This is a genomic window from Brasilonema sennae CENA114 (assembly GCF_006968745.1).
GTDB lineage: Bacteria > Cyanobacteriota > Cyanobacteriia > Cyanobacteriales > Nostocaceae > Brasilonema > Brasilonema sennae.
In genome coordinates this window covers 1,096,688-1,110,176 of record NZ_CP030118.1, presented here as the reverse complement: position 1 = coordinate 1,110,176, position 13,489 = coordinate 1,096,688, and the positions used below count along the sequence as shown (strand labels likewise).

At 39.6% G+C, this 13,489-nt stretch carries 9 protein-coding genes; 2 read left to right on the top strand and 7 right to left on the bottom strand.

Features of this window, described 5'->3' with window-relative positions:
• Positions 1-8: 8 nt before the first annotated feature.
• Positions 9-2,249 carry a hybrid sensor histidine kinase/response regulator gene (locus DP114_RS04690; RefSeq protein ID WP_171975568.1) on the top strand — a complete coding sequence of 747 codons (2,241 nt, stop codon included), beginning with the start codon at positions 9-11 and terminating at the stop codon, positions 2,247-2,249.
• On the opposite strand, the gene sfsA is transcribed toward DP114_RS04690, so the two are convergent.
• On the bottom strand, positions 2,209-3,054 hold the full coding sequence (sfsA, locus tag DP114_RS04685) for a DNA/RNA nuclease SfsA (protein ID WP_171975567.1): 846 nt from the start codon (positions 3,052-3,054) through the stop codon (positions 2,209-2,211). The two genes, DP114_RS04690 and sfsA, sit on opposite strands and share 41 nt — an antisense overlap.
• Positions 3,055-3,171: 117 nt before the next feature.
• Here sfsA and DP114_RS04680 point away from each other — a divergent pair, with 117 nt between their 5' ends.
• Positions 3,172-4,437, top strand: a complete 1,266-nt coding sequence (locus DP114_RS04680) for a tetratricopeptide repeat protein (protein WP_169263605.1) — start codon at positions 3,172-3,174, stop codon at positions 4,435-4,437.
• A gap of 251 nt (positions 4,438-4,688) precedes the next feature.
• On the opposite strand, the gene DP114_RS04675 is transcribed toward DP114_RS04680, so the two are convergent.
• The 6 genes from DP114_RS04675 to DP114_RS04650 all read right to left on the bottom strand — a co-directional run bounded on the left by DP114_RS04675 (position 4,689) and on the right by DP114_RS04650 (position 13,162).
• On the bottom strand, positions 4,689-5,705 hold the full coding sequence (locus tag DP114_RS04675; RefSeq protein ID WP_171975566.1) for a ThiF family adenylyltransferase: 1,017 nt from the start codon (positions 5,703-5,705) through the stop codon (positions 4,689-4,691).
• A gap of 549 nt (positions 5,706-6,254) precedes the next feature.
• Positions 6,255-6,500: a hypothetical protein gene (locus tag DP114_RS04670; RefSeq protein ID WP_169263607.1), complete on the bottom strand. Its 246-nt coding sequence runs from the start codon at positions 6,498-6,500 to the stop codon at positions 6,255-6,257.
• A gap of 814 nt (positions 6,501-7,314) precedes the next feature.
• Positions 7,315-8,049 (bottom strand): peptidylprolyl isomerase, encoded by a 735-nt coding sequence (locus tag DP114_RS04665; protein ID WP_169263608.1) that lies wholly within the window; start codon positions 8,047-8,049, stop codon positions 7,315-7,317.
• 44 nt (positions 8,050-8,093) lie between these two features.
• On the bottom strand, positions 8,094-9,644 hold the full coding sequence (locus tag DP114_RS04660) for a putative HlyD family type I secretion protein (RefSeq protein WP_171975565.1): 1,551 nt from the start codon (positions 9,642-9,644) through the stop codon (positions 8,094-8,096).
• A 157-nt stretch (positions 9,645-9,801) separates the two neighbouring features.
• Positions 9,802-12,537, bottom strand: a complete 2,736-nt coding sequence (locus DP114_RS04655) for a peptidase domain-containing ABC transporter (RefSeq protein WP_171975564.1) — start codon at positions 12,535-12,537, stop codon at positions 9,802-9,804.
• Entirely contained in the window at positions 12,461-13,162 is a 702-nt protein-coding gene (locus DP114_RS04650) for a helix-turn-helix domain-containing protein (protein WP_169263611.1), read from the bottom strand. The genes DP114_RS04655 and DP114_RS04650 overlap by 77 nt, the downstream gene beginning before the upstream one ends.
• Positions 13,163-13,489: the final 327 nt, after the last annotated feature.

The window sequence follows — 13,489 nt, the reverse complement described above, 5'->3', positions numbered from 1 at the left end:
ATAAAATAATGAAAATTTTATTAGTAGAAGACAATCCTGGTGATGTCGTTCTTTTAGAAGAGTTTTTACAAGATGTTACTTCTGTAAAGTTCTACTTGAAGCAGGCGGAGCAACTGGACGAAGCGCTGCGCTTTTTGGAGCAAGAAAGCTTTGATGTCATTTTGCTAGACCTTTTACTTCCCGATAGTCAAGGATTACAAACATTTATTAAAATCCATCATCAAGCTCCAGCCATTCCCATTATTGTGCTGACAGGTTTTAATGATGAAACCTTGGCAATTAAAGCTATGCAACAGGGAGCGCAAGATTATTTAGTTAAGGGACAAGTTAATGGTGACTTACTAGTGCGCTCAATGCGCTATGCTATTGAGCGTCAGCGAACAGAGGAAGCATTGCGACAAAGTGAGGAGCGATTTCGGGTTGCCCTAAAAAATTCGCCAATTATTGTTTTTAACCAGGATAAAGAGTTACGCTACACCTGGGTTTACAATGCCAATCTTGGCTCTACACCTGAGGAAATGATAGGCAAACAAGATTGCGATTTGATTTGTGCAGAAGATGCTGAACGTTTCACAAGTATTAAACGTGGTGTACTTACCACAGGTATAGGAACTAGAGAGGAAGTTTCTATCGCAACCGCTCAAGGAAAACGATATTACGACTTAACTGTAGAACCATTACGCAATGAGTCGCAAGAAATCGTAGGTATCACCGGCGCTAGCATCGATATTAGTGAACGTAAACTTGCTCTTGAACAAATTCGCCAACAAGCGGCTTTGCTTAATGTCACGACTGATGCAATTTTTGTGCGAGATTTAAATAACTGCATTATATTCTGGAGTCAAGGTGCAGAAAATCTTTACGGATGGCAAGCTCAAGAGGTGATTGGTAAAAATGCTAATCAACTTTTGTACAAGGAACAGTCATCAGAAATGGACGCTGCTCTTTCGATTGTTATGAGCAAAGGAAAGTGGCAAGGCGAGATTACTAAAGTAACTAAAAATGGCAAAGAAGTTCTTGTAGCCAGCCGCCGGACGTTAGTATGTGATGAAAACAGAAACCCCAAGTCTATTCTGACTGTTGACACAGATATTACCGAGAAAAAACTTTTGGAAGCGCAATTGTTCCGCGCTCAACGTTTGGAAAGTCTTGGCACTTTGGCTAGTGGTATTGCTCATGACTTGAACAATATTCTCACGCCAATTTTAGCAGTGGCTCAATTATTACCGCTAAAATTCCCTCACGTCTACGAGCAAGATAAGCACCTGCTAGAAATACTAGAAAATAGTGCCAAACGAGGAGCTGAACTCGTCAAGCAGGTTTTGTCATTCGCGCGAGGTGTGGAAGGAAAGCGCATGACTTTACAACCCAAACACCTGATCAGCGAAGTCACAAAAATTCTTAGAGAAACATTTCCAAAATCCATCGAAGTCTACACAGAAATAGCAAAAGATTTGTGGATGGTTTCTGGAGATGGCACACAACTTCATCAGGTGTTAATGAACCTTTGTGTCAATGCTCGTGATGCTATGACGGGCAATGGGACTTTAACTATCTCTGCTGAGAATTTTTTTATTGATGAATACTATTCTCAAATGCATCTGGAGGCAAAAACTGGACCTTACATAGTCATAACTGTTTCAGATACTGGAGTTGGTATTCCTCGTGAAGTCATCGATAGAATTTTCGAGCCATTTTTCACAACCAAAGAACAAGGTAAAGGAACAGGACTAGGTCTTTCCACTGTTATGGGTATTATCAAAAGTCATGGTGGTTTTGTCAACGTGTGCAGTGAGGTGGGATCTGGTACACACTTTAAGGTTTACTTACCAGCAGTGCAGGGAACCGAAACACAACAGGTACAAGAATTAGAAATTCTTGCAGGACATGGAGAAGTTATTCTGATTGTAGATGATGAACCGTCAATTCAAGAAATTACCAAAGCTTCATTAGAAGCATACAACTATCAAATTCTGACTGCGAGCGATGGTATTGAGGCGATCGCCGTATATGCTCAACATAAGAACGAAATTAGTGCTGTGTTGATTGATATGATGCTACCTGCGCTAGATGGTTTAACCGTCATGCGTACTTTGGAAAAAATCAATCCACAAGTTAAAATTCTTGCTACTAGTGGACTGATGTTCACCACTAAACTGCCTACAGTGGGCAATAATGTCAAATCATTTCTACCGAAGCCTTACACAGTTAAGGAATTATTGCACGCTTTACAGCAGGTTCTTCAGTAGAAATACAGACAGCAGTTCCAAACTTGCATTCTGCTAAACCTAAATAACGCACACCTTCTCGGTTAACTTCAAAACGACAAGGCAAAATCTCTAAACCAAGCTCGATACCAAGCCTGAATAATTTACCATATACAGGATCAGTACTATCGCCAGGGGCAAATTCAGTGCAATCGCTTCGATTTATAAAGTAAAGCATAACGGCACGATTTTGAGGTAAGAGTGCTGTCAGTTCTCGCAAATGCTTTTGTCCTCGCGTTGTTTCTGTGTCTGGAAATAGTGCTAATTTCCCATGCGCCCAAGTTGTATTTTTGACTTCGAGATATATAGGACAAGGATTTTTTGTTAAAAGTAAATTATCACTTTTTAAAAACAAATCGCTAGATGGGACGTTGATGTTTGTATGTGGAGATAACAAGAAATCTACCCGACTTGATTTATTTTCTCCATAGGAAACTTCAGGACGAATTTGGCTATAGTTTCCCAATTGTGGAAAAAGGTATGTTTCTAAAGCTAATTTGATAATCCTATTGGGAAGATTTGTATTTATACCTACCCATGTAGGTTCGTTGTCGTGTACCTGGATCATTTCCCAGGTATAGGGAAGTTTGCGGTTAGGATTATCAGTGTAAGACAGCTGCACTGCGCTACCAGGAGTACAAACTCCTGTCATTGGTCCTGTATTCGGGCAGTGGGCTGTTACAATTTCTCCAGAAGCAAGTTCAACATCAGCAAAAAATCGCTTGTAGCGTCTGAGCAAGACACCAGGATATAAAGGTGGGTAGCGGTAAAGGTAGTCGTTAGTCATTTGGTGATTTTTATTAACAATTTGAAATGAGTCAACGGAAGATTTAAGTATGAGTGTAAAGATTAAAGTATTTCACTTTTCAACCTGTATCCTGACTTCATTGTTCAAATAAACGCCATGAATGACGAATTTTACAATAAAGGATTGGAAAGAGCCAAGCAAAAAGACTATGCTGAAGCCATTGAGGAATTTACCCGTGCTTTGCAGCTAGCGCCTTACTTTGCCGAAGCTTACTATCAACGGGGTTTAGCATACTATGATTTAGGAGAAATGTTGAATGCTGTTTCTGACTTCACAGAAGCGCTGAAACTTAACCCTCAAAGTGTAGAGGCTCATTACTGTCGCGCCTTAGCACGAGTGGCGCTGAAAAATCAGCCAGGGGCGCTTGCGGATGTAGAGCAAGCTATTCGTCTGAATGTAAATTATGCGGCTGCTTATAATTTACGGGGAATCGTGCACCGTAAACAAGGGTATATTCAAGATGCGATCGCCAGCTTTAAAAAAGCAGCAGAATTATATTTGCAACAAAACGACACAGAGAATTGTCGCCAGTGTCTAGAAAAAATTAAACAGCTTCAACCAAAGCAAAAACCTGCTTTTGTACAACCAAGTCCGATCATTGCGCCACTCAAATCCGAAAAAGAATATTTCACGCAGTTGCTAGAAAAAGCAGAAAAAGGCGACACGCGCGAAGCAATGGAGGATTTAAACTGGGCTTTGCGGGTTGATTCACAGGATGCACAAGCCTACTGTTGTCGAGGGGTGGTGCGTTGCAAGTTGGGTAACTATCGGGAGGCGATCTCTGATTTCAACCAAGCGCTGCGACTGAATTTTGAGGATGCGATCGTCTATCGCAACCGAGGAAAAGCGCGTTCTTCTTTGGGAGATCATCAAGGGGCGATCGCTGATTTCAATCAAGCACTCCAAATGCAACCCCAAGATGCAATGCTGTATGTTGCCAGAGGCAATGCCTATCGAGTCATGGGGTATTATCTTGGTGCAATCAACGACTATAGCCAAGCATTGCAAATAAATCCCGATGATGCAACAGCTTACTACAATCGTGGCATTGCCTACACTTGCTTAGAAGAAATGGAACGTGCTGTTGAAGATTATCAGCGTGCAGCAAGTCTGTTTTGTGAAAAAGAAGATTGGGAAAATTACCAACAAGTTTTAGATAGTCTCAATAAAATTCACTCTCCCAGTTCTAACTCCAAAGAAGCAAAGTCTAACTTGCTACGACAACGTCTGTTGAGATTGGTTGGGGGATATTGGGAAATGGCGCAAAGATTGATTGATCAAGCGAAGTATGACTATCCTGGAATGTCTGAGGAGTGGTACTTGCAGAAAGTCATTGGTGATTGGGAACGCGATCGCGGATAAGTAGAGAGAGTGTTATGACTTGAAACTCTTATTTAACGGCTCAAGTTGATTTTAACTGAGATCTTGCACTATTCTCAATAATCGGGAGGCTGAGCCTCCCAACCCTCGTTCCCAGGCTCAGCCTGGGAACGAGATATCGAGGTTCTGCCTTGTTGTTGATACTGGTGCAAGATCTGAGTTTTAATGGACTTGAGCCACGAGCCACCATAAGATATCAAGAAGTAAGTAGCGCTTATTTGTGCTGTTTTTTTCTACCATTCAGCAATTTTGACCAAATTACCCTTATTAGGATTATATTGTAAAGTCGCATTCAGAGAGAGCGGCTGACTAATACTTGAAAGAAACTTGATTACATCTGAAATCATCAAAGTTGCTATCAAAGTATTGAGATATGAAATTGACGATGATACAACTGTTGAAGAATTATCATCCAGCCCCTTTTCCAGTTCTTTATTGTGCTGAAGAAACTTTTCCATATGGCTCTTGTGAGTCAATAATGGACCTACGATGCCATGATAAACTCCCACACCTGAGAACATACATGGTACATTTTCCTGTATGCAATACTGTACTATCCATGACCCAATAGTAATTGGTGGTGTGTCAGCACAACACAAAATAAAATCTGGCTTTTCTAAGTCTTTTAAACCTGTGTATAAATCTTCGATTGAATTAATCCTGATTTTACGAGTATGGATTTTTGTATTAGAGTTTCTCGCTAAAATATAGTTATGCAGTGCTTCAACCTTCGGTGTACCAAGATCAGTCTGACTAAAACAAAACTGACGGTTAAAGTTTGTTATATTCACAGTATCATCGTCGAGTAATATAAAGTTTTTAATCCCAGCAGCTACCAGATGTTGAACTGCAATATTTCCACCTCCACCACAACCAATGATACACACAGACTGTTTTGAAAGCTTTTGTTGTGCAGCATTGGGATCGTCAACGAAATCTGAAAAAAATTCGACTTGCTTCTCGAAGGGTGTTTCTTTAAATTCGTTTGTGTATAAAGGTCTTACGACACCCTTAGAATCCAAAAGTGAGATAACTTTTTCAAGTCTATCCCCTGGTAGTAAACATGCTAATGTATTAAGTTGTGTTCCTACAACCATTTGCTTTAATGCTTGCACTACCTCTTGAGGAATGTTAGATAGTACAAAACACTGTTGACCATTTGTTAGTAATGTTTTCTGTTTTGATGGAAAAAATAAATATATACTAGGCTTCAAGGCTATTCCATCTTGGTATTTCTTCAATATGTTCATACTTACCCATATATGGAAAGACAAAAAATGCAACTTTATCCAGAAAATTATTTGATAGTAATTGCCGAGGAATAAATTTTACAGAGAATAGCCAAAGCCAATAGAAAAATGACTTTGGCTATTCTCTAGTAGTTTGGCTAATGGCAGTTATGGTGACAATTCATTCGGAAGTAAGAAGTGGGAGTAAGGATATCGATTATCTGACTCCCAACTCAAGCAAAAAGTGCGCTTACATAGTCGTCACAAGTATTCTTTGTGTCGTCTGAAACATCAATTTAATAATGCCAAGTTTATAGACTTCAGCCAGTAGATATTAGAAAAGGGAATACTAAAATCTCCATCTTCCGATTACTATTCTGAATTATTGAATTGATGTTTTAGAGCCGAGCAAGTATTCGTACTTAACTGAATACAGTTTTTTTGACACAATTTTTTAGAACATTGGACAGACTACAAGCAAGTAAGTTCAGTAATGAAATTTGCAGTTAGCTTAGATTCAGCTTGTATCTATGTTGTCAAGCGTTACCTGTTAAGCAACGTCTCAGGTTCTTAGTATCGCACAGGATATGTTACTTTATTGTCAATACCATCATTATCACCGCCCTGGTTACCCAATAAGTTAATTGGTGCAGCAACTCCTACAGTATTACCATTTAGTAGACTGATATTATCTAGTAATCCACCTTGAATTTTACCAGTTTCGTCAGCACCTAATTCGGTGATGAAACTTTCAGGATTCTCAAAAAACAAATCAGCGTTAGCAGATTCTAGATTTCCAAAAGTAATGTGAGCCATTTTAATTTACCTCTAAGTAAGAATTATTTGTGTTTTTCAACAAAACAGAAATGTTTTATTGCTGATTACCAGCTTAAGTAATAAACTCATATGATTCAAGTATTTTTAACTAGGCTTTTGGACAGAATAGTTACATTTTCGCTTTGATTGAAATTAGCACTAATTTAATTAGCTATGGGCTAACTAGTCAAAAAACGCCGAATTAGAGGAGTTGGAGTCATAACAAGTTATACGTGTATATAAAATTAAGATGTAAATCAACTGCAAAGTATAGATAGAACTGACATAACTGATGCAGTTATTGCTGAACTGATATTTTGTACCTACCTATTTAAACCACATTGCACAAATTCGTAGCCCTATATCTGTCATTCTGTTTTTGAAAAATCGGGATGACCCCAAAAAATAGACACAATTGTTTTAATTATGTGCTACTCAGATAAGTATTTGGTTCAAAAATATATAAAACTCCTATTTAATTTTTGTGAAACCTAGGTATACCCCCAACAGTATTTTTTCTGTTAAGCGTTAAGCGTTAAGCACCCCCACGAGTTAGTATGGCTCCGCCACGCAAGCTAACATAAATCAAACCGAATTCCTATATAATAAATATAACTGCATCCTTTTTGTCTTTTTAGTAGTCATTCCAACCTTGAAAAACGAGAGTAAATAGTAGAGTATAGTAAACAGGAGAAGGCAAGATAAAGTTAAACCTATAACAGAGAACATCCTGCATCTTAATAAAAAAGATGCAGGAACTTTATTAAATCAAAATTTGTCAGTCGCCAGAACTAGGAATCACTTTGTTGTATGATTAAAAATCTGGAATGATTTCCATCTGATAGATTTGTTGTTTAACCCACTCTGAAAAATAATCTGCAATGATTTGGTTACGTAACTTCTCATCTAATTCTGGTTGAACTATTTCTTCCACAAGAATTAAATTTATTCCTGAAGACGTCACAATTGGTTTGAGAAGCTGAGGTGGCTTAGCAGCAAAGACAGCAGCAGAAATTTCTGGCTTTAAATCTTTACGATGTACTATTCCCCGATATCCGCATTTTCGGCGTAACTCTGTGTCTTGGATATATGTGTGAGCAACATCATAAAAACTCATTTCACCTTCTTTTATGGTGTAATAAAGTTCTATTGCTAAATCTTCGTCATCTAAGACTAGTTCGTATATGACTGCACCAACATAGTCTAGTTGATTTTCAAAGAAATAGGGTTCAATTTTATCTGCAAAGAGATGTTTTGCCAACTCTCCATAAATGAAGTTGTTATATGCGATTTTTTCAAAATCATCTATAGAAAGGTGATGCTTTTGTAGCCATAGCCATGTCTGTTCAGCACTTTTAAGGTGATTAATGAACCGCAATGTATCTGCAGTTTTCTGGAGTGCTTGATCTTCTACCTCAATGCCAATCTCCTCAGTAGCAGCTACAACAATTTTACGGGTGATAATTTCTTGGAGAATCTCAGGAGTTTTACAAGATAGCTTGACTTGTTGAAGAATATCTTCACTAGTAATAGTAACAGTCTTTAACATAATATTTATTCCAGTTAAGTAAACAAACTTAAACCTAGTACTCTCTACAATTTAAAATTTCCTTGCTGTAACTGCTGGAATGGATCGAGCAGAAAATCAATAATTCGACGTTGTCGTACAATCACCTCAGCTGTCGCTGTATCACCGGGGCGTAAAGAAATACATTTATCTCCCTTAGGAATACAATTCTGTTTCAGTGCAATTTCTAAGTTATAAGCTGCCACCTTCCCATTAGCTGTTTCTACCTCTGTTGTTGTAGGAGAAATTTCCACCAACTCTCCTTCTACAACTCCATAATCCTGGAATGGATAAGCATCAAACTTTAGCTTTACTGGCATTTTTTTCTGCAATGAACCACTCTCGGCTGTTGCTATCTGTGCCCGAATAACTAAAGGCGCACCTTCTGGAGCAATTTCTGCAACCATTGTTCCTGACTGCACAACAGCCCCAGCCCTTTGTATTGGTAACTGAAACACTCTACCTGCGACAGGTGATTTTAAGACTCTTTGCCCTAACTGTAGCTGTAAAGTTTGAATTTGACTTTTACTTTGAGCAATATCTGACTTCAAAGTAGTTATTTCTGTTTCTAGATTATTGACTTGTTCTTGACTTTTTAAGATAGCTAGCTTACCAGAATGAGTCAAAGTCAGATAACTTCTTTGCTGTTCCTTCAGGCGTAAGTCAGCCTGCTCAATCTCAGATTTTGCTTTGCGAATAGTCTGCTGATAATTACTTTGTTGTTCTGTCAAGCGTAGTTTTGCTTGCTCAATGTCTGATTGACTTTGTGCAAGCAACTTTTGCTTTTCATTTGTCATGTCTTGTTTTTGTACAACATTAACTTCTGCAATAATCCCTTCTTTACTTAACTGTTTATAGCGTTCCAATTCCTGCTGAGTGCTGGTTAAACTACTCTCTACAAACTTACTAGCTGTTTGACTAGACTCAACAGTTTGTCTTGCCTGGTTGACTTGTGTCAGTTTTTCTTGTTTTTGTAATTCATAAGAGTTTTGCAAAGCACTCAAATTCTGCTGCGCCTGCTCAACTTGAGCTTGTTTTTCTAACTCTTGTGCTTGATTTTGTTGTTGCTGAGTTGTCAAAGCGACAACTAACTGCTTTTTCAAAACATTCAACTGCGACAGGCGATTTAACTGACCTTGCAATTTATCTTTTCCTTGATGCAACTCTGTTTTAACTAATTCAGAATCCAATATCAACACAGGTTCCCCAGCTTTGACTAATTCACCTTCTTTAACCGGAATTTTGGCAACAGTTCCAGTAACAAGAGTATCTAAGTTAACTGTCTTACCCTTCGGCTCAAGTCTTCCTCTAGCAGTGCCTGTTTCATCAACTTTAAACAACATCGTCCAAGGCAAAACGATCGCCGAAAAACTCAACAGTAAATATAGTAATCCTCTCGTCCAAACATGAGGTAAGCTATCAAGTAAATCCTGAGTGACCTCAGACCAATCATCCTTTGGTTTATCAGTTACCTTATCAGTTGGCTGAACTGATGTTTGAGAATTGAGAATTTCTTGATAGTTTTTACTCTCCTGGATGTTGTGAGTGTGAACTTTTCCATTTAACGTATGTGTCATGATTTCTCCTTACAAAGTTTTGGATTTTGGCAGCTGAAAATGGGGAGATGAGGAAGAGTAATATAGTCAATTTACTCCCCTGCTCCCTGCTCTCTGCTCCCTGCTCCCTGCTCTCTGCTCCCTGCTCCCTGCAACCCAAGCGCTCTTCCTTGTCCCCTCACGCCGCCATGTTCAGCTGCTGTTGTTGATTGAGGTAGAAATAATGTCCCCGCTTTGCCATTAATGCTTCGTGAGTTCCACTTTCAATCAACACACCTTTGTCTAAAACCAAAATCAAATCTGCATTTCGTATTGTTGAGAGGCGGTGAGCAATGACTAAAGCGGTTCGCCCTTTAAGGATTGTATTCAAGTTCCTTTGAATAATTCGTTCTGATTCTGTATCTAGATGGGAAGTCGCTTCGTCAAAAATTAATAAGCGGGGATTACCTAATAATGCTCTGGCGATCGCAATCCGCTGGCGCTGTCCACCAGACAACAAACCTCCACCTTCACCAATTTGGGTTTCATAGCCCATTGGCAACTTTTTAATAAACTCATCAGCACCTGCCAAATTTGCTGCTTCTATAACCTCTTCTAAAGTTGCTCCCGAATGTCCTAAACTGATATTTTCTCGAATCGTGCTGCCAAACAAAAAAGTGTCTTGATCAACAACTCCCACACAGGAACGTAAGGAACGTAGGGAAATACTCGTAATATCTAGTCCATCAATCAAGATGCGACCATCTGTTAGAGGATATAACCCTAAAACCAACTTGGAAATCGTCGTCTTTCCCGAACCACTACGTCCCACCAGCGCCACCATTTGCCCTGGTTGTATTTCAAAGTTGAGGTTTTCTAGAATATTCGTTTCACTTTCTTTGTGATAGCGAAAAGTAACATTATCAAAGCGAATTTGTCCATGAAGTTCTGATAGTGATTGCCGCAGTTCATGCTGCAAATCTTCTTCCGGTTCTGCATCCAACACATCATTAATGCGTTCGGTTGCAATTACCACTTCCTGTAATTGATTCCATAACACTGTTAATCGTTGGAAGGGTGAAATAATATTTCCCAATAACATATTAAATGCTACCAATTGCCCAATGGTTAATTGGTTTTGAATCACCAAGGATGCTCCAAACCATAGCAAGACGGTAGTTGCGACAGCTTGAATTGTATTGCTAAATAGTTGTAATAAATTGCTGATAACTTGCCCGGAGAAGTTAGTTTTTACCTCCTTATGTAATAACTCCTCCCAATGCCAACGCACTGTTTGTTCGACTGCGGTGGATTTCACCGTCCGCACGCCAGTCATGATTTCAATCAGGTAACTACTTTCATTGGTCACAGCATGAAAGATTTCTCTGGAAATCTTTTGTAAAAAAGGTGTCGCAATCAACGCCAGCAAGAAAAAAGGCGGTATGATCACCAACGCCAGCAATGCCATTTTCCAGCTATACCAAAACATCAATCCTACATAGATAAAAACTGTCAGGAAGTCCAGTAGGATAGACAAAGCGTCACCGGAAAGGAAGCGTTGGATTTTGCGGTTTTCTTGTACACGAGAGATAATATCCCCAACATAACGGGATTCAAAAAAACTCATCGGAAGTCGCAAAGTGTGGCGAATAAACCCCACAATTAATGCCACATCTAGCTTATTTGCCGTATGGAACAGCAGATATTGCCGCAAACCCACAATCGCGACACGAAACAGGCTAAAAATCAGCAACCCCAACCCCACCGCCGTTAAGGTGACTTGCGATCGCTGCACCACCACTCGGTCTAAAATTAACTGGGTAAATAAGGGAGTAACAAGTCCAAATATCTGGATAAATATAGAAGCGACAAGCACTTCTAGCATGACAACAGAGTGGGGCTTGATCAACTCAAAGAATTGCCAAAAAGCAGTTGTCGTTTCTTTGGCATCCTTTAATAAGACTGTGGGTTGCAGCAGCAGCGCGTAGCCAGTCCATTTTGCTTTAAATTCCGCATGGCTGAGGGTACGTTGACCAATGGCGGGATCTGCTACTACGACTTTTCTTGGATCAATTTCATAGAGAACGATGTAGTGCTTGCCTTCCCAGTGGACAATGGCAGGTAGTTTTTGCTTCCCCAACTGGTCAAGACTCGCTTTTACAGGTCGAGTACCAAATCCAAGACTTTCCGCAGCCGCCGATAACCCGCGCAACGACGCGCCACTGCGGTCAACATTAGCAATATCCCGGACGCGGTTGATACTGAAGCGTTTCCCCCAATAACGAGATACCATCACCAAACAAGCTGCACCGCAGTCAGATGCACTTTGTTGGGCAAAAAACGGATAGCGCCGAATCATCCGTTGCCAAAAATGCCCAACTCGTTGCGTAGGATTTGGGAAGTAAGCTTTGCTTATCCTTTTCCCTTGCTTTGGTTGTACTGCTGATGTTGAGGAAACATTTATCTTGGGATATGGTTTGTCTACATTTGTTGTTTGAGAGTCATTTCTCCCCGAAAGTCCGGAGTTGCGCGTTTGCACTTGGGTGTGTAAGTGTTCCCGAATTTGTGGGTGTTTAGCCATAAGTGGTAGCAGCACCTCTTTTGGGATAAAGCACACTTGTAAATTCAAAGCAGCCCTAGCTTTGTAAGGCTGAAAATCAGACTCAGGAAATAAAGTAAATTCGCCAAACGACGCACCCACCTCCAAAGAGACGATCAATTCTTCTGCGTCGTTTAGCAACCTTACCTTCCCAGCAACAACAATATAGATGCCAGGTTCAACGTGGTTTCCTTGCCAGAATTTTCCGACTTTTGGATTAAGAATTTTAGCCGCCTGAAGACAACGTTGAAACTCTTGTTCAGAAAGAGGATATCCTAGAGCATTGTTCAACTGTTGTAGAGAAAGCAAGTGCGCTTGTGTTGGATTGTGCGCCATAGATATCTGAATCAGTCCCTAATTTTGTGAGATTAAGAGGCAATAATTCAGTGCTATCCGGCGGATTAGCCGAATTGAGGTCACGAATTAAAATTTTTGAACTCTTGGCAAAGTCACTCTTATCCGTGTCTTTGTCAGCATTTTTCGGTTGTGGTTTAGTAGATAACCCCATTTGTTTGAGTAGGCGAAGAATATGGCGATCGCTTATCTCAACTCCAAATTCTTTGGCCAAATGTTTTCTCAGCCAGTTTGCTGTCCAACGTTGAAAAGAATAGCCGTAATCACGAGGACTATCGTTGACTAGTTGCTGCAAACGCTGCAAATATTCGTCATTCACAGCCATTGGACGACCAATTGGACAATCCTGCCATTGGTGCGCCATACCTGTACGCGCTATATGCGTCCAATGCCTTGCTGTTGCTGGAGAACACCCTAAAGTTCGACAAATTTCCGTTTGGGATTTCCCCTCATCTACCAGCAACATAATCTGGATACGCTGGCGGTATAACTCAGGTAAATCTTGCTGTAGACTTTTTTGCAAAAGTTTGCATTGAAACATTGTCAAAAACTTACCATGAGTCACTGTTGGGTGATTGGTATCAAATTTACCTTGATAGTGTGACATATCTGTAAAATATAGCTGTTTATTGTCAAATGGTTTACGTTATAGACACACGTGATTTTGCTAACATTTGTACAAAAAGTCATATAAGTGCTCATCAGCAGCCAATGCTAGTAATACTTATTTAAGAAACTTTTTTCAAATTAAAACTCAGTGATAACACTTAAAAGTTATGTTGTTGTTATTCTCTTTAATATCTGTTTATAAAAGATTTAACATTGATATTTTCTATGCAAAAAGTTTAAGAATGTGGCTCAAATATATGTAAACTCTTTACAAGATAAGTACTAAAAACGATATTCGCGAACCACTTTCCCTTTTCCACATCCC

What these genes read in the sequence shown, in the direction of transcription:
- DP114_RS04690 (WP_171975568.1), top strand. Translation starts at nt 9, where the DNA reads ATGAAAATTTTATTAGTAGAAGACAATCCTGGTGATGTCGTTCTTTTA.
- sfsA (WP_171975567.1), bottom strand. Translation starts at nt 3,054, where the DNA reads ATGACTAACGACTACCTTTACCGCTACCCACCTTTATATCCTGGTGTC.
- DP114_RS04680 (WP_169263605.1), top strand. Translation starts at nt 3,172, where the DNA reads ATGAATGACGAATTTTACAATAAAGGATTGGAAAGAGCCAAGCAAAAA.
- DP114_RS04675 (WP_171975566.1), bottom strand. Translation starts at nt 5,705, where the DNA reads ATGAACATATTGAAGAAATACCAAGATGGAATAGCCTTGAAGCCTAGT.
- DP114_RS04670 (WP_169263607.1), bottom strand. Translation starts at nt 6,500, where the DNA reads ATGGCTCACATTACTTTTGGAAATCTAGAATCTGCTAACGCTGATTTG.
- DP114_RS04665 (WP_169263608.1), bottom strand. Translation starts at nt 8,049, where the DNA reads ATGTTAAAGACTGTTACTATTACTAGTGAAGATATTCTTCAACAAGTC.
- DP114_RS04660 (WP_171975565.1), bottom strand. Translation starts at nt 9,644, where the DNA reads ATGACACATACGTTAAATGGAAAAGTTCACACTCACAACATCCAGGAG.
- DP114_RS04655 (WP_171975564.1), bottom strand. Translation starts at nt 12,537, where the DNA reads ATGGCGCACAATCCAACACAAGCGCACTTGCTTTCTCTACAACAGTTG.
- DP114_RS04650 (WP_169263611.1), bottom strand. Translation starts at nt 13,162, where the DNA reads ATGTCACACTATCAAGGTAAATTTGATACCAATCACCCAACAGTGACT.